This is a genomic window from Chitinophaga pinensis, from assembly GCF_007896845.1.
Lineage (GTDB): Bacteria > Bacteroidota > Bacteroidia > Chitinophagales > Chitinophagaceae > Chitinophaga > Chitinophaga pinensis_C.
The window spans coordinates 29,400-51,167 of the sequence record NZ_VOHS01000044.1; the positions used below are offsets into that span (position 1 = coordinate 29,400).

At 44.4% G+C, this 21,768-nt stretch carries 24 protein-coding genes, 1 tRNA gene and 1 pseudogene; 21 read left to right on the forward strand and 5 right to left on the reverse strand.

Annotated elements, in window-relative coordinates; genetic code table 11:
* The first annotated feature begins 144 nt into the window (after positions 1-144).
* The 8 genes from FEF09_RS25340 (at position 145) to FEF09_RS25375 (ending at position 7,258) form a co-directional block, all read left to right on the forward strand.
* On the forward strand, positions 145-414 hold the full coding sequence (locus FEF09_RS25340) for an ArsR/SmtB family transcription factor (RefSeq protein WP_089815325.1): 270 nt from the start codon (positions 145-147) through the stop codon (positions 412-414).
* Positions 415-492: 78 nt separating this feature from the next.
* Positions 493-1,101 carry a TetR/AcrR family transcriptional regulator gene (locus tag FEF09_RS25345; RefSeq protein WP_146307706.1) on the forward strand — a complete coding sequence of 203 codons (609 nt, stop codon included), beginning with the start codon at positions 493-495 and terminating at the stop codon, positions 1,099-1,101.
* 54 nt (positions 1,102-1,155) lie between these two features.
* Complete coding sequence (locus FEF09_RS25350) at positions 1,156-2,397, forward strand: TolC family protein (RefSeq protein WP_261387774.1); 1,242 nt, start codon at positions 1,156-1,158, stop codon at positions 2,395-2,397.
* Between the two features lie 18 nt (positions 2,398-2,415).
* Positions 2,416-3,348 (forward strand): HlyD family secretion protein, encoded by a 933-nt coding sequence (locus FEF09_RS25355; protein ID WP_146307707.1) that lies wholly within the window; start codon positions 2,416-2,418, stop codon positions 3,346-3,348.
* Between the two features lie 2 nt (positions 3,349-3,350).
* On the forward strand, positions 3,351-4,274 hold the full coding sequence (locus FEF09_RS25360; RefSeq protein ID WP_146307708.1) for an ABC transporter ATP-binding protein: 924 nt from the start codon (positions 3,351-3,353) through the stop codon (positions 4,272-4,274).
* Positions 4,275-4,281: 7 nt separating this feature from the next.
* Entirely contained in the window at positions 4,282-5,025 is a 744-nt protein-coding gene (locus FEF09_RS25365) for an ABC transporter ATP-binding protein (protein WP_146307709.1), read from the forward strand.
* Between the two features lie 14 nt (positions 5,026-5,039).
* Entirely contained in the window at positions 5,040-6,146 is a 1,107-nt protein-coding gene (locus FEF09_RS25370; RefSeq protein WP_146307710.1) for an ABC transporter permease, read from the forward strand.
* Positions 6,143-7,258, forward strand: a complete 1,116-nt coding sequence (locus FEF09_RS25375) for an ABC transporter permease (RefSeq protein ID WP_146307711.1) — start codon at positions 6,143-6,145, stop codon at positions 7,256-7,258. The genes FEF09_RS25370 and FEF09_RS25375 overlap by 4 nt, the downstream gene beginning before the upstream one ends.
* A 70-nt stretch (positions 7,259-7,328) precedes the next feature.
* Here FEF09_RS25375 and FEF09_RS33755 read toward each other — a convergent pair whose 3' ends face one another.
* Together FEF09_RS33755 and FEF09_RS25380 are read right to left on the reverse strand one after the other, a co-directional pair.
* Entirely contained in the window at positions 7,329-7,754 is a 426-nt protein-coding gene (locus tag FEF09_RS33755) for an aminotransferase class I/II-fold pyridoxal phosphate-dependent enzyme (RefSeq protein WP_315898188.1), read from the reverse strand.
* Positions 7,643-8,755, reverse strand: coding sequence for a PLP-dependent aminotransferase family protein (locus FEF09_RS25380; RefSeq protein ID WP_261387775.1), 1,113 nt, complete (start codon positions 8,753-8,755; stop codon positions 7,643-7,645). Before FEF09_RS25380 ends, FEF09_RS33755 begins: the two co-directional genes overlap by 112 nt.
* A 490-nt stretch (positions 8,756-9,245) precedes the next feature.
* Here FEF09_RS25380 and FEF09_RS25385 point away from each other — a divergent pair, with 490 nt between their 5' ends.
* The 12 genes from FEF09_RS25385 to FEF09_RS25440 all read left to right on the forward strand — a co-directional run bounded on the left by FEF09_RS25385 (position 9,246) and on the right by FEF09_RS25440 (position 18,254).
* Complete coding sequence (locus FEF09_RS25385) at positions 9,246-9,575, forward strand: ArsR/SmtB family transcription factor (RefSeq protein ID WP_186774520.1); 330 nt, start codon at positions 9,246-9,248, stop codon at positions 9,573-9,575.
* Positions 9,576-9,598: 23 nt separating this feature from the next.
* On the forward strand, positions 9,599-9,775 hold the full coding sequence (locus FEF09_RS34995) for an Ada metal-binding domain-containing protein (RefSeq protein WP_222597130.1): 177 nt from the start codon (positions 9,599-9,601) through the stop codon (positions 9,773-9,775).
* A gap of 14 nt (positions 9,776-9,789) precedes the next feature.
* A complete protein-coding gene (locus FEF09_RS25395; protein WP_146307714.1) occupies positions 9,790-10,698 on the forward strand; it encodes a DNA-3-methyladenine glycosylase family protein in 909 nt (302 codons plus the stop codon).
* Between the two features lie 20 nt (positions 10,699-10,718).
* Entirely contained in the window at positions 10,719-11,207 is a 489-nt protein-coding gene (locus FEF09_RS25400; RefSeq protein WP_146307715.1) for a methylated-DNA--[protein]-cysteine S-methyltransferase, read from the forward strand.
* A 191-nt stretch (positions 11,208-11,398) separates the two neighbouring features.
* Positions 11,399-12,811 (forward strand): pyridoxal phosphate-dependent decarboxylase family protein, encoded by a 1,413-nt coding sequence (locus tag FEF09_RS25405; protein WP_146307716.1) that lies wholly within the window; start codon positions 11,399-11,401, stop codon positions 12,809-12,811.
* Between the two features lie 33 nt (positions 12,812-12,844).
* Positions 12,845-13,762, forward strand: a complete 918-nt coding sequence (locus FEF09_RS25410) for an EamA family transporter (RefSeq protein ID WP_146307717.1) — start codon at positions 12,845-12,847, stop codon at positions 13,760-13,762.
* On the forward strand, positions 13,743-14,675 hold the full coding sequence (locus FEF09_RS30990; protein WP_186774521.1) for a GNAT family N-acetyltransferase: 933 nt from the start codon (positions 13,743-13,745) through the stop codon (positions 14,673-14,675). The genes FEF09_RS25410 and FEF09_RS30990 overlap by 20 nt, the downstream gene beginning before the upstream one ends.
* A 110-nt stretch (positions 14,676-14,785) precedes the next feature.
* Complete coding sequence (locus FEF09_RS25420; RefSeq protein WP_146307718.1) at positions 14,786-15,355, forward strand: NUDIX domain-containing protein; 570 nt, start codon at positions 14,786-14,788, stop codon at positions 15,353-15,355.
* Between the two features lie 101 nt (positions 15,356-15,456).
* A complete protein-coding gene (gene rlmB / locus FEF09_RS25425; RefSeq protein WP_146307719.1) occupies positions 15,457-16,248 on the forward strand; it encodes a 23S rRNA (guanosine(2251)-2'-O)-methyltransferase RlmB in 792 nt (263 codons plus the stop codon).
* 14 nt (positions 16,249-16,262) lie between these two features.
* Positions 16,263-17,108, forward strand: coding sequence for a hydroxymethylglutaryl-CoA lyase (locus FEF09_RS25430; protein WP_146307720.1), 846 nt, complete (start codon positions 16,263-16,265; stop codon positions 17,106-17,108).
* A gap of 9 nt (positions 17,109-17,117) precedes the next feature.
* Entirely contained in the window at positions 17,118-18,098 is a 981-nt protein-coding gene (locus FEF09_RS25435) for a GSCFA domain-containing protein (protein WP_146307721.1), read from the forward strand.
* A gap of 83 nt (positions 18,099-18,181) precedes the next feature.
* Positions 18,182-18,254 (forward strand) — tRNA-Lys (locus FEF09_RS25440).
* Positions 18,255-18,680: 426 nt separating this feature from the next.
* Here the strand turns inward: FEF09_RS25440 and FEF09_RS25445 are convergent.
* The 3 genes from FEF09_RS25445 to FEF09_RS25450 form a co-directional block, all read right to left on the reverse strand.
* Entirely contained in the window at positions 18,681-19,193 is a 513-nt protein-coding gene (locus tag FEF09_RS25445; protein ID WP_146307722.1) for a DinB family protein, read from the reverse strand.
* A 178-nt stretch (positions 19,194-19,371) separates the two neighbouring features.
* Complete coding sequence (locus FEF09_RS31905) at positions 19,372-19,728, reverse strand: hypothetical protein (protein ID WP_222597131.1); 357 nt, start codon at positions 19,726-19,728, stop codon at positions 19,372-19,374.
* The gene (locus FEF09_RS25450; RefSeq protein WP_222597132.1) at positions 19,725-20,750 is read right to left on the reverse strand and encodes an MFS transporter; all 1,026 of its coding nucleotides are present in this window, start codon (positions 20,748-20,750) and stop codon (positions 19,725-19,727) included. The genes FEF09_RS31905 and FEF09_RS25450 overlap by 4 nt, the downstream gene beginning before the upstream one ends.
* A gap of 833 nt (positions 20,751-21,583) precedes the next feature.
* Between FEF09_RS25450 and FEF09_RS31910 the strand changes: the two are divergent.
* Positions 21,584-21,768: pseudogene (locus tag FEF09_RS31910) on the forward strand (AraC family transcriptional regulator); the annotation flags it as partial.

Below are 21,768 nucleotides of genomic sequence, written 5' to 3' on the forward strand. Positions count from 1 at the left end.
GCTGGCAATAAGGTGTCTTTGATATACGGACGTCAGACGTATACGGTTGTTAATTTTTGTTAATGATGAAAATATTTATAAATATGAGGTCGCTATTTTCCATCCGTATTTTTAAAGGCTTCGAAAAATCTCTATTTTTACAGAATGGACGCAGTAACGATAGAGAAAGCAGCAAACGCAATAGCTGATAAGCACCGGTTATCCATTATACTGGCTGCCTCCCGGCAATCCGCTATCCAATGCTGCGAAATCACCGAACTTACAGGTTTGTCTCAACCCACTGTGTCCCATCACATTAAGATCCTGGTAGACAGTGGGATACTCATTTATGACAAAACCGGACGCAATGTTCAGTTAACCATTAACAAAGAGATGATGAAACACCTCTCTTCCTTCTTCGGACAGTTAAGCTGATCATTTTTTAAAACATTTTGCAGATTCAAATCTGCATATTACCTTTGATTAACCAAATGGTTAAATCGGATAGTTTAAATGGCACAGGAAAAAAACACAGAGGAACAGATCATAGAAGCGGCCAGAAAGATTTTTGTAAAACGGGGGCTCGACGGCGCACGTATGCAGGATATCGCAGATGAAGCCGGTATTAACAAAGCCATGCTACATTATTATTACCGTAGCAAAGACAAACTGTTTGAGATCGTTTTTAATGAAGCATTCTCCAAAGTAGTGACCCCGCTGGGACATATCCTCGAAGGGACAAGACCAATAGAAGAGAAGATCAAAGAAGTGATCGATCATTATATTACCGGCATCTCACAAGTGCCTTATCTGCCAATATTTATATTAAGCGAGGTGAATCAACGTCCGGAGATCATGATCAAAAGACTAAATGCTCAACCATCCTTTGGTAGTATCATGAATTTCATGAAAGAGGTGATCGAAGCCGGTAAAAATGGTAAAATAAGGGAAGTAAGCCCCATTCAGCTCTTCCTGAATATCGTTTCACTGTGTATATTCCCCTTCGTGGCCCGGCCACTCGTACAGGGAATCTTTCAACAGGATAACGTACAGTTTGATCTGCTCATAGAAGAACGGAAAAAGATGGCGGCAGATGTAATACTCGCCTGGTTAAAGCCTTAAAAGGCTTTTTTTTGGAATATAAATTAACCAATTGGTTAAAATAAACAGTTAGTAATGATGAAGTATCTCGTATGGGCCATACTATTAAGCAGTATACCTGCCATGGCGCAAACTTCCCTGACGCTGGAAGACTGTTATCAGCTGGCGCAAAAGAATTACCCGCTCGTCCGTCAGCGGGAACTGATCAGCAAGGCCGGTGCTTATAACGTAGCCAATGCCGCAAAGGGTTATCTGCCCCAATTGAATTTCTCCGGACAAGCCACCTATCAGACACAGGTGGTGGCCATCCCTATTCCCGGCGCCCCGGAGATCAGTAAAGACCAGTATAAGGTGCAGGCAGAAGTAACACAAACCCTTTTTGACGGGGGCAACATTCACTACCAGCAGGAACTCAGTAAAGCAAATACTGCTGTACAGCAACAACAACTGGAAGTCAACCTCTTTAATATAAGGGAAAGGGTGAGCCAGCTTTTCTTTGGTATCCTGCTGATAGACGAACAGTTGCAGCAAAACCAGCTGAGAAAGGAGGATATCCAGAGCGGCGCCCATAAAACCGAGGGAGCTGTTAATAATGGAACCGCCTTACGTAGCAGTCTCGACGAACTGAAAGCGGAAATCCTTAACACAGACCAGTCCACTACGCAATTAAAAACAAACAGACTGGCCTATCTGCAGATGCTGGGACTGTTTATCAACCAGACACTGGATAATCAGGTACAATTGATACGTCCGGCACAGGTACCATTATCTCCTGAAATACGTCGCCCGGAATTATTACTATATGACTATCAGCAAAAAAGCCTGACTATTCAGGAAAAACAGCTGAAAGTAAGTTATCTGCCGAAAGTCAATGCATTCGTACAGGGAAACTATGGCCGGCCTACATTGAATATCGTCAGCAATGATTTCGGCTTCTATGGTATCGGAGGTGTTCGATTCAGCTGGGCCCTCGGCAGCCTGTATACAAATAAAAACAGCAAACAACTGCTGCACATCAACCGGCAGGATCTGGACGTACAGAAAGAGACCTTTCTCTTTAATACAAAACAGACGATGATCGGTCAGCAGATGGAAGTCGCCCAATACACCGATCTTATACAGAAAGATCAGGAAATTATTGATCTGCGCACTTCCGTAAAAAAGGCGGCGGTCGCACAACTGGAAAACGGCGTCATCACCTCCCACGACTATATCAGTCAGGTGAATGCAGAAAATCAGGCCAGACTATCACTCGTACTGCACGAAATACAATTGCTGCAGGCACAGTACAATCATAAAAACACATCAGGTAACTAATAAATCGTCATTTGAGATATGAAATACTTAGCCATCCCCGTAATATTATTTTGCCTGGCAGCTTGTTCCGGCCGGGAAATAGAAGCTGATGCACAGGGTAATTTTGAAGCGGATGAAGTGATCGTTTCTGCACAACAGAACGGACAATTGTTGTCTTTTACTGCGAAAGAAGGAGATACACTTGCAAAAGGTGCTATCGTCGGACAAATAGACGTCAACGGACTCACACTACAGAAAGAGCAGACAGAAGCGACTATCAGTGCATTGAAAGAAAAGACCACCGATCCCCAGCCACAGGTCATGCTTGTACGTAAACAACTCGCTATACAGGAAGCACAGCTGAAACAGTTACTGCATGAACAGAAACGTACCGAAAATCTGGTTAAAGAAGATGCAGCTACACCGAAACAGCTCGATGACATGAATGCCTCCATTGATCAGATGCAGAAACAGATATTGGCTACCCGTCAGCAACTCACCGTCAGCGAAACCAACGTCGCTAACCAGAACAGAAGCGTGTTAAGTGAAAGAGGTCCGCTGCAAAAATCACTGGCCAGATATGATGATGAAATCGGTAAAGGCGTAGTGGTCAATCCTGTAAAAGGGACTGTACTCGCCCGCTATGCACTGGAGGGAGAAATGGCCGTAATAGGAAAGGCATTATATAAGATAGCCAATACAGATACACTGTTGCTGAAAGCCTATATCACAGGTACACAACTACCGGAGATCAAGCTGGGGCAACAAGTGAAAGTATTGATCGATGCCGGCAAAAAAGAATATAAGTCTTATCCGGGTGTCATCTCATATATCTCAGGTAAATCAGAATTTACGCCTAAAACCATCCAGACAAAAGAGGAACGCGCCAACCTCGTTTATGCGATCAAGGTGCGTGTCCCTAATGACGGATATCTGAAAATAGGCATGTTTGCGCTCACTCAATTCCATTGATCATGGATACAGTCGTACTGGAAAACATCAGCAAATCATACATAAAAAATGCGCCCCCTGCATTGGAAAATGTGTCCTTCTCGGTAAAGAAAGGAGAGCTTTTCGGATTGATAGGGCCGGATGGAGCCGGTAAATCCACCATCTTCCGTATACTGACCACTTTACTATTGTCAGATGCAGGTAAGGCAACTGTAGCCGGATATGATGTCGTAAAAGACTTCCATCAGATCCGTAGTTGCGTAGGGTATATGCCCGGTAAGTTTTCACTTTATCAGGACCTTACTGTTGAAGAGAATCTGAACTTCTTTGCTACCCTGTTTGGTACTACCATCTCTGAGAATTATGCTCTGATCAAAGATATCTACGAACAGAGCGCACCCTTTAAAAACAGGCGTGCCGGTAAGCTCTCAGGAGGGATGAAACAGAAATTGGCACTTTCCTGTGCACTGGTGCATCGCCCGGAAGTACTTTTTCTTGATGAGCCTACCACAGGTGTGGATGCCGTCTCCCGTCAGGAATTCTGGGATATGCTGAAACGCCTCAAAAATGAAGGAATCACCATCGTGGTCTCTACACCATATATGGATGAAGCCAGCCTTTGTGAAAGAATCGCATTGATCCAGACAGGACATATCCTTTCCATCGATACACCAGATAATATAGTGGCTGCTTATCCCGGTAAACTATATGCGTTAAGAGCACCGAAAGTGCATCTGCTGCTGCCTGATACGCGAAGGTATGCAGGTATCAGACAATGTTATGCCGCTGGTGAAAAATTGCACATTGCTTTTAAAGAAGACGGTAAGGATCATCCGGCAGCACTGCTGACCTACCTCAAAAGTAAAGGTCATCAGACAGTAGCCATAGAAGAGATAAGACCGGATATCGAGGATTGTTTTATAGAAAAATTAAGTAACCCGCAATAGTGTGGATATGAACAACAAGGCAATCACCTGTAAAGATCTTACCAAACGTTTCGGAGATTTCTTTGCAGTTAATCATATTTCTTTTGAAGTAGAACAGGGCGAGATCTTCGGCTTTCTGGGAGCCAATGGCGCCGGTAAGACCACGGCTATGCGTATGCTCTGCGGCTTGTCTTATCCGAGTTCGGGAGAAGCGACAGTAGCAGGTTTTAATGTGTTTAAACAACAGGAGGAGATCAAAAAGAATATCGGCTATATGAGTCAGAAATTCTCACTGTATGAGAGTCTGACCGTAAGAGAGAATATCCGTTTCTATGGTGGTGTATACGGGCTGTCAGACAAACAGCTAAAAGAGAAAGGAGATGAGCTGATTGAAAAGTTAGGCATGCAGCAGGAAGCGAAAATGATGGTAGGAAGTCTGCCGTTGGGTTGGAAGCAGAAGCTTGCTTTCTCAGTCGCTATTATCCATCAGCCCCGCATTGTTTTTCTGGATGAGCCAACCGGTGGGGTAGATCCTGTTACAAGAAGACAGTTCTGGGACCTGATCTATGATGCAGCAGAACAGGGTATCACGGTATTTGTCACCACCCACTATATGGATGAAGCCGAATACTGTAACCGGATCTCCATCATGGTTGATGGACGGATAGATGCACTGGATACACCAGCCAATCTGCGGCAACAGTTTGGAGCTACCTCCATGAATGAAGTATTTTATGCACTGGCCAGAAGCGCAAAACGCTCGGCCGACTAAAATTTATTATACACATGAAACAATTCATGGTATTTGTCAGAAAGGAATTTTATCACGTCTTCCGGGACAGACGCACCCTGTTGATACTCTTCGGTCTTCCGATTATGCAGATCCTGCTGTTCGGTTACGCACTGACCACCGAGATAAAAAATGCGGAAATCATTGTCGTAGACCACGCGGGGGATGCTGCTTCACAACAGCTGACCACCATGATCACTGCCAGTAAATATTTTGATATCAACAGCAGTACTGCATCAGATCAAGATATTTATAAGGCATTTAAACAGGGAAAAGTAAAGTGTGCGGTTGTATTCCCGACAGGTTTTGGCAACGATCTGCTGAATGGACAGGTCGCACAATTACAGGTCATTGCAGATGCATCAGATCCCAACACCGCGAAAACACTGACCAATTATATTACGGCTATAGTAGCAGATTATCAGCAACAGGTAAATCCAACGGCTAACATTCCGATGCGGATAGAGCCCGTTACCCGCATGCTCTATAATCCTGAACTGAACGGTTCCATGAACTTTGTACCCGGCGTAATGGCCCTTGTATTGATGATCATCTGTACAACACTGACATCTGTGTCTATTGTAAGAGAGAAGGAAATGGGCACCATGGAAATATTATTGGTATCCCCTTTTAAACCGGTGTATGTGGTGCTGGCGAAAGCGGTACCTTATCTGGCACTGGCCATGGTAGATTTTGTCATCATACTGATACTGAGTGTACTGGCACTGGAAATGCCGGTAAGAGGAAACCTCGTTTTGCTGTTCTTCGAAAGTACACTGTTTATTATCAGTTGTCTTTCACTCGGCTTACTCATATCCAGTGTGACCCGCTCACAGCAGACGGCCATGATGGTATCGATGATGGGCATGATGCTCCCGACGATCCTTTTTACAGGTTTCATCTTTCCTTTGGAGAATATGCCTTTGCCTCTTCAGCTGATTTCAAATCTGTTGCCATCCCGCTGGTTTTATGTCATCGTAAAAGCAGTGATGTTAAAAGGACTGGGTATCGGCGTCGTCTGGAAAGAAACGCTGGTACTGGCCGGGATGACCCTCGTATTACTAACGATCAGTATTAAAAGCTTTAAAACACGGCTGTCATGAGAACATTACGATTACTACTGGAAAAAGAATTCAGGCAGATCTTCCGTGACAAAGGTTTGCTGCCCATCATCTTTGTGATGCCGATGATGCAGCTGCTGATTATGCCACTGGCCGCAAATTTCGACGTAAAGAACATTAATCTCGCTGTTGTAGACAGGGACCATTCCACTTATACACAACAGATGATATCGAAGATAGCTTCCTCAGGTTATTTTCATGTCACCGGTTACTATACAGATTACACACCTGCACAGCAACAGATAGAGCGCGAGAAAGCAGATATTATTCTGGAAATACCTGCGCATTTTGAAGTAGATCTGGTGAAGGAGAATAAGGCTGCTGTGTATGTAGCAGCTGATGCTATTAACGGTACAAAGGCCGGATTGGGTAGTGCATATCTTAATACCATACTGGCGGACTTCAATAATGAGATCCGGATGAAATGGCTACCCGAGGCAGCACCCGGACCGGGCACCATAGAGGTGACATCTTCAAATTGGTTCAACCCGAATATGAATTATCGTTTGTATATGGTACCCGGTATACTGGTATTACTGGTGACTATGGTAGGGGGCTTCATCGCCGCTCTGAATATCGTAAAAGAGAAGGAGATAGGCACCATTGAACAGATTAATGTCACACCTGTTAAGAAGTGGCAGTTTATTTTGGGTAAGCTGATTCCCTTCTGGGTGATTGGCATGGTAGACTTCTCATTGGGATTGTTATTGGCAAGGTTTGTCTATGGTATTATTCCGTTGGGCAGTCTGTTATTACTGTACGGCTTTCTGGCTGTTTATCTGGTGGCACTGCTGGGCTTCGGACTATTGATATCCACTTACAGCGATAACCAGCTACAGGCTATGTTTGTAGCGTTCTTTTTTATCATGATCTTCATGCTGATGAGCGGACTCTTTGTTTCGGTGGATAATATGCCTGAGTGGGCGAAGATAATTGCAAAACTGACACCGGTGACGCATTTTATTGATGTGATGAGGATGGTCGTGCTGAAGGGGAGTCGTTTTGCAGATATAAAGATGCAGTTGCTGTATGAACTGGCTTTTGCATTGGTATTGAATGGCTGGGCTATCTGGAACTATCGTAAGACAGCATAAAATTTTTATTAGTATATACAGTTGTAGGTTTAACAGGAGACCGGGATAGTCTTATCCCGGTCCTTTTTATTTATGATAGTTTTCTGATAAGTCTGCCCAGTGTTTTGAGTCCGTCGTCCATTTGTTTGCTCCATGGATTACTATAACTAATGCGCATGCAATTTGTATAACGATCCTGCAAAGAAAAGATCCTGCCGGGTGCAAAGGAGATCTTATGTTTGATCGCCTGTTCATACAACTCATAAGTATTCACGTTCGGATTCAGCTCCACCCATAACACAAATCCACCCTGTGGACGAGATACGCAGCAGTCCTCCGGAAAATACTCCCTGATCGCCTGCAGGTGTCGCATATACTGTGTATGGAGGGCTTTACGCATTCCTCTCAGGTGATGCTCATAGCGGTCGTTTTCCAGAAAACAGGCGATGGCTGCACCCGGAGAGAAGGAGAGGAGATAGAGTGGTGTCTTTTCAGGTTCAGCACTTTCTCCAGATATCTGCCGGGAATAGTCCAGCCTACGCGGTAGCCCGGTGCGACGGACTTAGAGAAGGAATTACACAGCAGTACGAGTCCGCTGGTATCGAAAGTCTTGCAGACACCGGGACGTTCCTTGCCGAAGTACATGTCCCCATAGATGTCGTCCTCTATTAGTGGTATCTCATACTTCTCCAGCAACCTTACCAATTCCCGTTTATGTGTATCTGGCATGCAGGCGCCCAGCGGATTGGTAAAATTGGTTACAAAGAGACAGGCTTTGATCTTAAACTTAGGAATAGCTTTATCCAGATATTCCAGATCCACCCCTGTGCCCGGGTGCGTAGGTATTTCCAATACTTTCAGTCCGAGGGTTTCTGCCAGCTGCAGGGATCCGTAATAAGCCGGACTTTCAATGGCGATGGTATCCCCCTGTTGCGTAACGGCAGACAAACAAAGTGTGAGCGCATCCATACAGCCACTGGTAGTGACAATCTCATCTTCGCTGACGGCGCCACCCCAAAGGATGGAGTTGCGGGCTATTTGTCTGCGGAGATCAGGATTCCCCTGCACAGGTTCATATCCTACACCCGCAAAAGGTGTTTTCCTCAGCGCCTGTATAAGTGCCTTGGATATCTTAGCCGCTGGCAGCATCGATTCCGGAGGCGCCGCAGAAGCAAATCTGGTAATGTTTTCCAGCCGCATATCCTGAGAAACCTGTGTCACCATCTCATGTACGGTAACTTCTGAGGGCTTTTTAACCGCCTCGCAGACTTTCGGCATTTCCGGCATACGACGTGGACTGAAGATGACATAGTACCCCGACTTAGGGCGGGACTCAATAAGTCCCTTCGCCTCCAGATGATAATAAGCCTGAAAGGCAGTACTCATACTAACGCCCTGTTCTTCACTCATAGTACGAACAGACGGAAGCTTGTCTCCGATTTTTAATACGTCTTTAGCAATAAGCTGCTCCAGTTTGTCAGCAATCTGAAGATAAAGATGTTCAGCGGTTTTAAACATGGCTTTTGGTTGAACTGATCTGGTTCAAATGTAAGGAAATTTGAACTGATATGGTAGGGTGTTTATTCCATATAGCATATAGTATAGCATTACGCATATTATATTGATTTAAGTAGCCTTGACACACAATAACAGCATTACAGGAACTCATTTAGAAAGAAAGTCATTTAATTTATAGTAATACATTATCTGCGGCGGGTTTCAGATGGAGCCAAAGGGCCTTAGCCCTTTACGGCCCCTACACGCTTGACAGCGTTTAATCCAACCTCCAATGCCCGACACGATTCACAACGCCCAATAGCATTCCCCGAAAAAGGGCATCAGCCCGCCGGCCCATCTGAAACCCAAAGCATCACAAAACCCCAAAGCATCACAAAAAACCATGCACCACCCGATTCTTGCTAAATATTCCCACAAGGTAATTTTACCCCAAAATACATTTCGCGCAACTCTAAAATTGCATAACTTCATGCAACTAAAAAATTGCACAATGGACGAATTGTTTAAAGGAGTCGCAGATCCGGTAAGAAGAGAAATCCTTGCACTACTACGCCTGCAGCCACTAAACGTGAACCAGATCAACGAACACTTCAATGAAATCAGCCGTCAGGCAGTATCCAAACACCTGCAATTTCTGGAAGAAAGCGGCTGGATCAAGATCTATCAGGCTGGCAGAGAGCGCTACGGCTATCTGAACAAAGCAGCATTTTATGCTTTTAAAGAATGGTTGGACGGCTACCTGCAATGGGGAGAACGCTCCTTAGAGAATGATCACGGCGTATTTGTAGAAGAGGCCGCGTATAAACAGGGACACCACTGACCCAGCCGGTTATGTTACAGGCAATGCTAAGTAAGGACAAGGATTTCGACGGACTTTTTTATAATGCAGTAAGGACTACAGGTATCTTTTGCAAGCCATCCTGTTCTGCAAATCCACGTCCGGATAACGTAACATTTTATATCACAAGGGATGAGGCATTGAAGAACGGATATCGTGCCTGCAAGCGTTGCAAGCCCTGAGAAAACCGGAAAATATGAAGAAAAGCAGATTGACAGACATCCCTGTTACAGATCATGATAATTTCTCATTCGCGGAATGTCTGGTATTTTTGAGCAGGTCGGAGAAAGAATGCCTGCATTATGTACAGGGTAATGTGGTACATAAAATGATGGTATCCAATGGACACCCAGTATTGCTGGAGATCAGTGACGATCCTGCTGCAAAGGCTTTAAAAGCGAGAGTGCTGGACGGCGGGGATGCAGAGATTGATGAGGCACACATCCGGAGATATATCAGCCACTGGTTGCATCTGGAGACGGACCTTCGTCCATTTTATAAGTTCGCAAAGAAAGATGTTGTTTTAAAGCCATTGGCTGATCGCTACAAAGGATTGAGGCTGATCGGTATTCCTGATCTGTTCGAAGCATTGACCTGGAGCATTACCGGCCAGCAGATCAACCTTGGATTTGCTTACACGTTGCGACAGCGGTTTATTCATGCATTCGGACATCATGCCGTCATAGCCGGAAAAGACTACTATGTTTATCCGCACCCGGCGGTAGTGGCTTCGCTGGAACCGGCCTCATTGATGGCCATGCAGTTTTCGCGGAGTAAGGCCGACTATATTATAGGACTGGCAAAAGCGATGACTGATGGTTTGCTGACGGATAAGCAGTTATGGGAAATGGATTATCAGCAGGCAAGAACCCATCTGATATCTTTTCGGGGTATAGGTAACTGGTCTGCCAATTATGTACTGATGAAATACCACCGTCATCATCAGGCATTACCGTTGGAAGATGCCGGTTTACACAATGCCTTAAAGCAACAAATGCAATTGACAACAAAACCGTCTCTGACCGACGTAAAAGAGTATACCCAACATTGGGGTGAGTATGCTGCATATGCTACTTTTTACCTGTGGCGGTCATTGATGCAATAACATTCGCAATACTGATTATTATGACGATAGAACATATTCATATTATTACTACGCCGGTAGGGGATCTGACTATTATTGGCGATGAGCAGGCAATCAATACGCTTACTTTTAAAGAAGGGATAGTCCCTACACAGGAACCATTATCAGATGTGATGCTGCAATGTGTGGAAGAGATGAATGCGTATTTCGCGGGTAGTGTACAGGGATTTACTTTTCCCGTTGCACAACCGGGAACAGAGTTCCAACAAACGGTGTGGCAACAACTGAGAGATATCCCGTATGGGCAGACGATCTCTTATATGCAGCTGGCCAAACGTATCAATAATCCGAAGAGTATCCGTGCAGTAGGAACGACCAATGGTAAGAACAGGATTGCTATTGTAGTGCCTTGTCATCGTGTAATAGGCAGTGATGGTTCACTGACCGGATACGCAGGTGGGTTGTGGCGCAAGAAGTGGTTGTTGGAACACGAGATAAAGCAGAAATTCGGATCATTGGAGTTGTTCTGATGCAACAATAATATTCCGCAAGAAAATAAAACTCAAATAAAACGAAACAAAACATACCGAAAGTATCAACTGATCTAGCCCCTGAAAAACCCAATCTGATCTGGTCAAAAATTACAAAACTGAATCTGTTTTATATCCCGGAATTATTCCAATTTTGAAGTCTGATACCCATTCACCATAAATCCACTCAGATGAATCAGTTATTGAACCAGGATCTGCAGCAATCAGATAATTTCTTACAGGAGATTAAGGATTACAGCGTGTTATTCTTATCCAGCGTAGATACTTTACCAGTAAAGGCTGCCACTGCTTCGTCTGAGTTGTTTGATCTTCCCCGAAAGGGAATGGGCGCCATGCATACCCTCTCACAATTCAGAAAGAGATACGAAGAACATCTTGCGGGCAATAGTGGTCCGCGTAACTGGGGATTTGTAACAGGAGGGGCAACAATACCAGCGATCGCCGGAGACTGGCTGACTTCAGTCTTCGATATGAACGCCTCTGACAGAGACACGCCGCCATTCAAAATAGAAACAGAAACCATCTCAATGCTCCGGCAACTATTTGGGTTGCCGGATGCATTTTCCGGAAATTTTGTTACGGGAGCAACGATGGCAAATTTCTCCGGACTGGCCATTGCAAGACAGTGGCTGGGAAGGCAACTGGGAGTTGATGTGGCACAGGAAGGAATGGCTGCATTAGCGAATGCAAAGATCGTTTCCTGTACGCCACATTCGAGTACCGTAAAGTCTATGGCAATGCTAGGGTTCGGGAGAAATGCGCTCCTGAAGATCCCTGCATTGGCAGGCAGGGAAGCATTTGATATTGATGCATTGAAAGAATACCTGCTTGCACATAAAGGAGAACCCCTGATAGTAGTGGCGAGTGCCGGTACCGTAAATACAGTGGACTTTGACGATCTGCAGGCAATTGCAGCATTAAAGAAAGAGTATAATTTCTGGCTACATGTAGATGCCGCCTTTGGTGCATTTGCAGCCTGTGTACCCGAATATAAGCAGCTGTTGGATGGATGGGAATGGGCGGATAGTATTACCATTGATGCCCACAAATGGCTGAATGTGCCCTATGATGCCGCGATGGTATTCACCCGTCATTTGCAGTTGCAGCTAGATACGTTTAAGAACGTAGGCGCCGCCTATCTCGGCGACCCCGAAAAAGATTTTAAGTACAGCAATTATACACCTGAAAATTCACGACGACTTCGCGCATTGCCGGCATGGTTTACGTTGGTGGCTTATGGCGCCGAAGGATATACAGCTATTGTGAATAATAATATACAGTTAGCCCGTCAGCTGGGAACATTGATCAGTGAGAATGATGCTTTCCGCCTATTGGCCCCTGTCAGATTATGCGTTGTTTGTTTTACGCTGAATGTAGCGGATGAAGAGAAACAGGCAGCCATTGATGCATTCCTGAAAGCATTGAACGATAGCGGCAAGGTTATGCTGACGCCAACAGTTTATCAGGGAGTTCCGGCGATCCGGGCAGCGTTGGTCAACTGGCGTACTACAGAAAAGGATCTGACCATTGCATGGGAAGATATGCTGCAACAGGCGGCCGGACCGACTGTAGGAGAAGACTGATCTATTATTAATTCACCATAACAACTTCGGAGTATGAAAAAGTCAAACACGAATGCCTACATGGCATTGGTGCTGGTAAGTATTTTCTGGGGTACCACCTACCTGGCTTCCAGGATCGGCGTACGCCATACGCATGGATTAATGCTGGCAGGTGTCAGACAAACAATTGCCGGCATCCTTTTAACAGGGTTCTTTTTGCTGAGAGGATTTAAGTTTCCGGAAAAGATTATACTGTCTCGTCTCTTTGTAATTGGCGTGATGATGCTTTGTTTGAGCAATGGGTTAATTACATGGGCCATGCAATATATTCCCAGTGGTCTTTGTGCCATTATTGTTGCAACAGTACCTATCTGGATAACTATATTCAGTTATTTTCTGGTACAACGTACAAAATTCACCATCTTGCTGATCACAGGCATGTTGGTTGGATTATTGGGAGTGGGAGGCATCTTTTATGATTATCTGCCCAGTCTGGCTAATCCTGAATTCCGGTTCGGTATTTTCCTGACGCTCATCTCCTGTATCAGCTGGGCAATTGGTTCGGTGCTGACGGCCAGATGGGCGCTCAAGATAAACTTTTTATATGGCGCAGGTTTTCAGATGCTGTTCAGCGGTATTGTCATGACGGGGACAGCAATATTTATGGGGTATTCCTTACCGTTAGACGGGTTTAATAAAGAACTTTGGGGTAGTATCGTTTATCTGGTCTTCTTTGGTTCCATACTTGGATATTCCTCTTATGTGTTTGTATTGAACAATCTGCCGACTTCCCTTGCTTCCGTATACGCCTATATTAATCCGATTGTGGCGGTATTACTGGGATGGCTGATCCTGCAGGAACACCTGAACTGGACCACTGGTCTTTCCTGTCTGGTGACATTGGGAGGCGTTTATATGGTAAATATGGCTGTAAACAGAAATAAAAAAGAATATGGAACCACTAAATCATGAAGTCAGACTGATAGATTATATCCCTTCTTATCAAGTGCATTTTGAAAGACTGAACCTGTGGTGGATAGAGAAATATTTTACCGTAGAGCCGGTAGACGTGGACGTGCTTGGTAATCCTGATAAACATATATTGGCCAAAGGAGGAGACATTATCTTCGCTGCTGTAGGAGAAAATATCGTGGGGACGGTTGCCTTAAAACCAATAGATGCTGTTAGCGCAGAAATGACCAAGATGGCTGTGGACGAAGCTTATCAGGGACATAAGATTGGTTGGAAGCTGGCAAAAGGGATACTGGAACTGGCCAGAAAGAAGGGATTGGAAAGAGTGGTGCTGTATTCGAACACAAGACTGGCGCCTGCCATTACAATGTATCAGAAGCTCGGATTCAGGGAAATTCCGGTGGAAGAAGGACGTTACGTACGGAGTGATATCAAAATGGAAATCATTCTGTCAGAGGAAAACCCTCATTATATCATTGCGGAAGAACTTTTAAAGACGGTAAATGCGGCGTTACCGCTTTTACGTGAGATATCCGAAATGGCAGCAGCAGAGCGGTTTTCCAGATATAAATGGAGTCGGAAAGAGATCGTCGGACATTTAATTGATTCAGCAATTAATAATAATGTTCGTTTTATACGATCACAACAAATATCTTTGCTGGAAATTCCTGGCTATACACAGGAGTTTTGGGTAAAGGGACAAGCCTGGCAGTTGAGCAGCTGGCAGGAAATTATCGAATTATGGGCGGTGATGAACAGACATCTGGCGTTAACAATACGCGCCATACCCGCAGGAGCACTAAACAACCTTATCAGTATTAATGAGAAAGAACCTGTCACACTGCAATATGTGGTGACGGATTATTTGCATCATTTAAAACACCATCTATCACAAGTGAAAATAATATTATAAAAGATACGATTTAGATTTAGGTATGATGTTCAAAAGGTATTTACCGCCGACATCTGGTTGACACCGTCTCGTTTCTTAACGAGGCGGTTTTTTTTTATTTTCGTTCCTGTATGGAAATGCAACAGAACCCCTGGACGATATTGTCCAGTGAGAAGAAATACGACAATCCGTGGATAAAAGTGACGGAGCATCAGGTGATTAACCCATCCGGTGGTAACGGTATCTATGGTGTGGTACACTTCAAGAATGCCGCGATCGGTGTGGTAGCCCTTGACGAACACAATAATATATATCTGGTGGGGCAGTATCGCTTTCCCCTTGAGCAATTCAGCTGGGAGATCCCTGAGGGCGGAGGACCATTGGGCATAGATCCGTTATTGGGCGCCCAAAGGGAGCTACTGGAAGAGACCGGCCTCGTGGCATCCGACTGGCAACCCATTGTACACATGCACCTATCCAATTCTGTGTCAGATGAAGCCGCTGTGATATTTCTAGCCCGCAATCTGGAGCAGCGGGAAGCAGAACCGGAGGAAACTGAACAACTGTTCACAAAAAAGGTGCCTTTTGAGACAGCCTATCAGATGGTGAAAAACCATGAAATTACCGATTCTATGTCCGTCGCCGCCATTTTGAAGCTAAAACTGATGATGCTGGAAGGGGAGATTCAGACAGCCTTATAGCTTAGACACACGGGATACTAACTGTCAGTTTTTGGGGATGGGAGATTCCTGATTCCTAATTCGTAATTCCAAATTGACTATAAATTCCGTTCTTTGCAGTAATGGAACAACGAAAATTTAAGAAGCCTGGCGGTTTCCGTCAGCATGCTCCCAGACCGAAGTCCTCTTCTCTGGTGATTGGCAGACAGCCAATTGTGGAAGCGATGAAAGCGGGCAAGGCCATCGAGCGTATTTTTATGTTGCGCGGTGCAACAGGGGAGATTATCCCTCAGATCAGACAGTTAGCAGAACAATATAATATTCCGATAAATCTGGTCCCGGTAGAGAAGCTGAATGGGTTAACCTCCGCTAATCACCAGGGCTGTGTGGCCATCACAGGTAATATTAACTATCTGGATCTCCAGGATGTTATATCACATGTGACCGAACAGGGCCAGACCCCTTTATTCCTGATCCTTGATGGTATTACTGACGTCCGTAATATCGGAGCTATTGCCCGTAGTGCCGTATGTTGTGGTGCGCAGGCGATCATTATCCCTGACAGAGGAATCGCTGCCCTGAACGAAGAAGCTATTAAATCTTCTGCAGGTGCATTGGAAACAATCTCCGTATGCCGCGTGAACAGTCTGCTGAAAGCGATCGATACCCTCCATCTGAACGGTATAAAAGTGATTGCCAGCGAAATGGAGGCTGAAACCAAGCTCTATGACTGTCAGCTACAGGAGCCGGTAGCGGTAATTATGGGATCGGAAGACAAAGGTGTGTTCCCGGCTTTGATAAAAGCATCGGATACCCTGTTCCACATTCCGATGGCCGGAAACTTTGAGTCATTCAATGTCTCTGTTGCAGCAGGTATCATCCTGTATGAAGCCATGAAACAGAGAGGCGCATAAAAAATCTCCAGTAAATGAAATTGATCGAATGTCCACGTGATGCCATGCAAGGCTGGCACAGGTTAATCAGCACGGATGAAAAGGTTGAGTATCTGAATGCACTACTGAAAGTGGGCTTTGATACCCTTGATTTTGGCAGCTTTGTGTCACCTAAAGCCATTCCCCAGATGGCTGATACCACTGATGTGATATCCCGTCTGGACATGAGCAATGCAAAAAGCAAACTGCTGGCAATTGTTGCCAATCAGCGGGGAGCTGAAGAAGCGGTGGTATTCGATGAAATTTCTTATCTGGGGTATCCTTTCTCTATCTCCGAGACTTTTCAGCTGCGTAATACTAATAAAACGATCAGCGCATCAATGGAACTGGTAGATACCATGCAGGAACTGTGTATTAAAAACGGTAAGCAGCTGGTAGTCTACATTTCCATGGGTTTTGGCAATCCTTACGGAGATCCATACGATGCTTCCATTGCCTTGCAGTGGGTGGAAGAGTTGGTGAAAAGGGATATCACAACAATTTCCCTCGCTGATACGGTTGGTGTTGCCAATCCGGAGATTATCACAAAACTGTTCTCAACCCTTATAGCTGCTTATCCGGAAGTAGAAATCGGTGCACACTTTCATTCCGCTCCTCACAACTGGGAGGAAAAAGTAGCCTCTGCCTACGATCAGGGATGCAGACGTTTTGATAGTGCCATTAAAGGAATCGGTGGTTGTCCGATGGCCAAAGATGAACTGGTCGGTAATCTTGCCACTGAAAGGCTGCTTGATTTCAGTGTACAACGTCACGAACAGCTTGGATTGGACTTCACTGCATTACAGGTCGCTCAGCAGATAGCAGACCGTATTTTTTATTAGTCTTGTATCATGACAAATTTTCGTCTGACCTTTCCCGCTTCTCCATTTGCAACACCTGTCAGATATACCGATAAGATATTGATGATAGGTTCCTGCTTCGCAGAAGAGATAGGAGAGCGTTTACAACAATATCATTTTGATGCTGTGATCAATCCTCATGGGATCCTTTACAATCCTATCAGCATCACACAGGCCTTACATACTTATCTCGACGGTAAAAAATATACGAAGGATGATCTGTTCCTGCAAAATGACGTATGGCATAGCTGGGATCATCATAGCCGTTTCTCCGGTATTAATCCTGAAGAGGTCCTCGAAGGCATCAATACCGCACAGGAAGCTGCTGCCAGACAACTGGAAGAAGCAGACTGGCTCATCATCACCCTTGGTTCTGCATTTACATGGTCATTGACCAGCAACAACTACGTGGTAGGCAATTGCCATAAAGTACCCGCAACCTCTTTCCATAAGAAACTATTATCCCCCCCGGACGCCATCTCTGCACTGGATAATCTGATGCACCGCTTGTTTTTCCGCAACCGGAAAGTAAAGATCATGTTTACCATCAGCCCTGTACGTTATGCACGTGACGGCGTAGTAGAGAATAATCTGAGTAAGGCGGTATTGATACAAACAGTTCACCATCTGGTGAATAAATTTGATCGCCTGTTTTATTTCCCAGCGTACGAACTTGTGATAGATGACCTGCGCGATTACCGGTTTTATAAAGAAGACCTCGTACATCCGAATGAACAGGCGGTAAATTATGTGTGGGATCATTTTACGGCAAACTGTCTGGAAGAGTCAGACAGACAACTATTACCACGCGTAGCAGAAATCATAAGAGCAAAACAGCATCGGCCATTTAATCCGGAAGGAAGTCAACACCAACAGTTCTTGCAGACATACGCACGAAAGACAAAACAGTTGATGGAAGAATATCCATTTTTGCAGTTGGAGGCCGAGTTGAAGCACTTTGAAGGAGCGTGAAAAAGTTTACGCGAAGAAAAAATTAAAAAAAATGGGAATTGTAAATCTTTAAGTGTAATATTGCACCCCCGTTCAGCGGGAATGATTCCGTAGCTCAGTTGGTAGAGCAATACACTTTTAATGTATGGGTCCTGGGTTCGAGTCCCAGCGGGATCACAGGAAACCAAAAGCGCTTCAGGTTGAAAGACCTGAAGCGCTTTTGGTTTATGCCATTTAACCTATTGTCTCATTATCAACCTTGAATCGGGTTCGAAGATTAGTAAATAGAATGGAAACCTATAAAAGTCTTGTTACAGCTTTTTCAGACCCATTTAATAGCTTGACAGAATCTTTTTACTATGACAAAAAGAGATAAAGAATTTTATTCGATCCAATTTGAGTTTCTCATGCCGGGATCGCACATACCCAGCTTCATTTAGAAGTCGGGCTTTTTGTTTGATATAAGTTCACATTGACTCCCTTTATAGCGTTCCTAAATGATTTTACTTTCGCATTAAATGATTGTGTCACCGCATGCGTCAACAGGTTCGTGCTAATTGGCAAGGCAGAATATCGAGTGAGCAGTTGTCTTTTTCGATATTGTCAGATCCCTGCATTTGTAGGAGTTAACAACGCAATCTGACCAAGGTGGTAACGCAGATGCGCGGTGCGGCTCATCAGTAGGTTCAACCTGTTACGTCCGGGATCCCTTGCAAAATCTTCCTGAGATGTTAAAGCATGACGCTGCATCCATTCAGACGATGAAAATCTTCTTGTTTCTTTACTAAAATGGTTTGTAATATCAACCCAGCATCTTCTCAGATATTGGATATTTGCCTTAACAGAAAGCGTTTTTTCGGAGGTATACAGAAATGGTGCTATATCCGGATAAATAAGTTCCCCGGCAAAAGATTGTGGAAGCATAGCATCAGTAGTCGCCGCAAGATGGCCTAAAATATACCACGCACTGTTTCTTCCGGGAGCCACTTGTTGCATATAAATTTCATCCGGATATTTGTTAAACATGCGATTGACGTGGGCAACTTCATTATCCCAATTACGTAAAACCTGACTGATGATTTGCCCGGTATAGTTTGTTTCTAAATTGGTGTCCATTTATTATCAGTAATTATAGTAATAAAAAATTTTCAAGCTTTAGCTGTGAAAAGCGAATTGACAAACGCAATAAGACTTTTTCTGCATTCAAACAAGGGTACCAGAGATTAGTATAAAAGCCCTTTCCCATTATTGGCTTTAACTATGCACTCTTACAACTATGTTATAGTATCGGGGACTATCGTTTCCAACATAGGATTGCTGCCAATCCCAAAGAAACTCCGATTGCGGAGGTGGATACTGCAAAGCTGACTTCGATTTCCCGGACACCTGCACCTTCTGACGCTAGTGTAAAAAATAAGCCGCCGATCAGGGCAACGAATACGGCAGCACTTATCTGTAATGTGGCACTTACTGCCCCTGCTGCCAGTCCTGAAAAACGAGGATCAACCTGATCAACGTTTAAACGTACCAGTGCTGGAATGGCAACACCTTGTCCTAAACCTATAATAAACAGCGGTACGGGAAGCCAGGATGAGTTAGCTGTTACAGTTAATATAGCTGTGAGAATCAGGCCCGTGACCTCCAGAATCATACCGAATGCGGCTGTACGCGCACCAAGCCTTTGGGCAACCGACGGACTACACCATGGGCCAAGAAAAAGCCTATCCCTAATGGTAATATGGCCAGCCCTGTTGCTAGTGTGTCATGACCCAAAGCGCCCTGTTCATATATAGCGAAGACGAGAAAGAAAGATGCAAGTGCATAAAAGAAGAATGCTGCGGACAAACTTCGACGTAGCCCACTTTTCATCAATAACGAAGGATATACCAATGGTGACCCTCCTGCAGATTCCTGTTTTTTTTCGTAATGCCAGAATATATACAATAAAGGGAAGCTCAGTATCAGGAGAACTATACACCACCATGGCCAGTGATTTTCACGCCCTTCGATAAGCGGCAGCACAAGAGTCAATAGTCCCGCAGCGAGAAGTAGCGCGCCAGGAATATCCAATTTCTCTGATCGTTCAGCACGGTTTTCCCGTAGTAATATTAAAGCCGCCGGTATGGCAAACAGAATAATAGGCAGGTTGATAAGAAACACACTTCGCCATCCCAGGTTAAACATATCGGCGGACACAAGCACACCACCAAGTAACTGACCGGCAATAGAGGCCAGACCAAAGGTTGCGCCGTAAAAGCTAAGTGCACGGTTTTTTTCATCAGCGGGGAAAATGGCATGGATAGATGCCAGCGATTGTGGTCCCATGATGGCGGCTGTAACACCCTGAAGCAGTCGGCCTGCTACCAGCACAGTGGGAGACGGTGCCAGACCGCAAAGTGCAGATGCTGCCCCAAAGCCAAGCATGCCATTAATGAATACCCGCTTTCGGCCATAAATATCACCAAGGCGCCCACCCAATATCAATGTGACTGCATACGCCGTAGCGTACACTGATACCACTAATTGTGAATGAGCAGAAGAGGCATTCAGATCCTTAAGGATCGCAGGCAGGGCCACGTTGACGATAAAAAAATCCAGTGGCGGTAGCAATGTGCCTGTTAGCAGTACGGCTAAGGCCATCCACCGACGAGGATCATTAATGTTTTCTTTCATTTACTTACTGTGTTATGCCCGATTTAAATGCGCAGATAGTTGCGATGGAGAATCAGATCTGGCATGAATGCGTTAATAATTGTCTGTTTTTACATTATTTTTTCAGGCACAAATATCCTTGCAATCTTTTGTGAATCTTATATTAATTTCTAAGCGGTTTATATGATTTTCAATGATAGTTGCATGGAATTAGTACAGCCTGATTAGCGCAGGCTAAAATATTATTCCTTTATAAGGATCAAATATCCTTGCAAAGCAATTTTGTTTTGAAATATACCTTGAATCGCCCATCTGTGTATGGATATAATGATAATATCATATATATAACCGGTCTGCGAATTTGACATTTGATAACGAATTTTTCATACAAACTGTCTATCTTCATATTATGTCCTCAAAAAAAACATACGCACGACAACTTGGCCACTTAAACGAAATACGCGACCTTTTCGAAAATGTGGACATCAACTTTGGCAGGTCAGGTATCAAAATATATGACAGAAAGGATAACACTTGTCGCAAGCATCTAAAACCTAACAGACGGGAATTCTATCAGATCATTTTCTTTGAAATGGAGGCGATGGATATTTCACACTTGGTTTGGAAACTTACCGGATAAATGAATCAACAATAGCATTTATACACCCCAATGAGATCATCTCTGGGAGAACACCGGTACTGAGTCTACGGGACATATTGTTTGTTTACAAAAGAGTTTATTGAGGATCATTCCATACTTAAAACGATTATGGAGAAATATGGATTTTTACTGACATTTCCAAAAGCATGATCCGTGTACACAGGAAGACTCCGCCGGACTCACTGAATTGTTTATGAAAATGCATCAGGAAGAGGCTTCTTATAGCACCCAGTCAGGGGATGTTCTACAGGCTTACATTCAACTGATCATACTAACTGCAACCAAACGCGCGCACAATCTTGTAACTGTACCTACAAATAATGAATACCGGCATGTCTATGACTTTTTTCAGCTATTGGAAAAAACGTTTGGTTCAAA

Bases quoted from the DNA above. Each gene is read 5' to 3' on its own strand.
- FEF09_RS25340 (WP_089815325.1), top strand. From the start codon at position 145: ATGGACGCAGTAACGATAGAGAAAGCAGCAAACGCAATAGCTGATAAG.
- FEF09_RS25345 (WP_146307706.1), top strand. From the start codon at position 493: ATGGCACAGGAAAAAAACACAGAGGAACAGATCATAGAAGCGGCCAGA.
- FEF09_RS25350 (WP_261387774.1), top strand. From the start codon at position 1,156: ATGATGAAGTATCTCGTATGGGCCATACTATTAAGCAGTATACCTGCC.
- FEF09_RS25355 (WP_146307707.1), top strand. From the start codon at position 2,416: ATGAAATACTTAGCCATCCCCGTAATATTATTTTGCCTGGCAGCTTGT.
- FEF09_RS25360 (WP_146307708.1), top strand. From the start codon at position 3,351: ATGGATACAGTCGTACTGGAAAACATCAGCAAATCATACATAAAAAAT.
- FEF09_RS25365 (WP_146307709.1), top strand. From the start codon at position 4,282: ATGAACAACAAGGCAATCACCTGTAAAGATCTTACCAAACGTTTCGGA.
- FEF09_RS25370 (WP_146307710.1), top strand. From the start codon at position 5,040: ATGAAACAATTCATGGTATTTGTCAGAAAGGAATTTTATCACGTCTTC.
- FEF09_RS25375 (WP_146307711.1), top strand. From the start codon at position 6,143: ATGAGAACATTACGATTACTACTGGAAAAAGAATTCAGGCAGATCTTC.
- FEF09_RS25380 (WP_261387775.1), bottom strand. From the start codon at position 8,755: ATGTTTAAAACCGCTGAACATCTTTATCTTCAGATTGCTGACAAACTG.
- FEF09_RS25385 (WP_186774520.1), top strand. From the start codon at position 9,246: ATGGACGAATTGTTTAAAGGAGTCGCAGATCCGGTAAGAAGAGAAATC.
- FEF09_RS34995 (WP_222597130.1), top strand. From the start codon at position 9,599: ATGCTAAGTAAGGACAAGGATTTCGACGGACTTTTTTATAATGCAGTA.
- FEF09_RS25395 (WP_146307714.1), top strand. From the start codon at position 9,790: ATGAAGAAAAGCAGATTGACAGACATCCCTGTTACAGATCATGATAAT.
- FEF09_RS25400 (WP_146307715.1), top strand. From the start codon at position 10,719: ATGACGATAGAACATATTCATATTATTACTACGCCGGTAGGGGATCTG.
- FEF09_RS25405 (WP_146307716.1), top strand. From the start codon at position 11,399: ATGAATCAGTTATTGAACCAGGATCTGCAGCAATCAGATAATTTCTTA.
- FEF09_RS25410 (WP_146307717.1), top strand. From the start codon at position 12,845: ATGAAAAAGTCAAACACGAATGCCTACATGGCATTGGTGCTGGTAAGT.
- FEF09_RS30990 (WP_186774521.1), top strand. From the start codon at position 13,743: ATGGAACCACTAAATCATGAAGTCAGACTGATAGATTATATCCCTTCT.
- FEF09_RS25420 (WP_146307718.1), top strand. From the start codon at position 14,786: ATGGAAATGCAACAGAACCCCTGGACGATATTGTCCAGTGAGAAGAAA.
- rlmB (WP_146307719.1), top strand. From the start codon at position 15,457: ATGGAACAACGAAAATTTAAGAAGCCTGGCGGTTTCCGTCAGCATGCT.
- FEF09_RS25430 (WP_146307720.1), top strand. From the start codon at position 16,263: ATGAAATTGATCGAATGTCCACGTGATGCCATGCAAGGCTGGCACAGG.
- FEF09_RS25435 (WP_146307721.1), top strand. From the start codon at position 17,118: ATGACAAATTTTCGTCTGACCTTTCCCGCTTCTCCATTTGCAACACCT.
- FEF09_RS25445 (WP_146307722.1), bottom strand. From the start codon at position 19,193: ATGGACACCAATTTAGAAACAAACTATACCGGGCAAATCATCAGTCAG.
- FEF09_RS31905 (WP_222597131.1), bottom strand. From the start codon at position 19,728: ATGATTCTGGAGGTCACGGGCCTGATTCTCACAGCTATATTAACTGTA.
- FEF09_RS25450 (WP_222597132.1), bottom strand. From the start codon at position 20,750: ATGAAAGAAAACATTAATGATCCTCGTCGGTGGATGGCCTTAGCCGTA.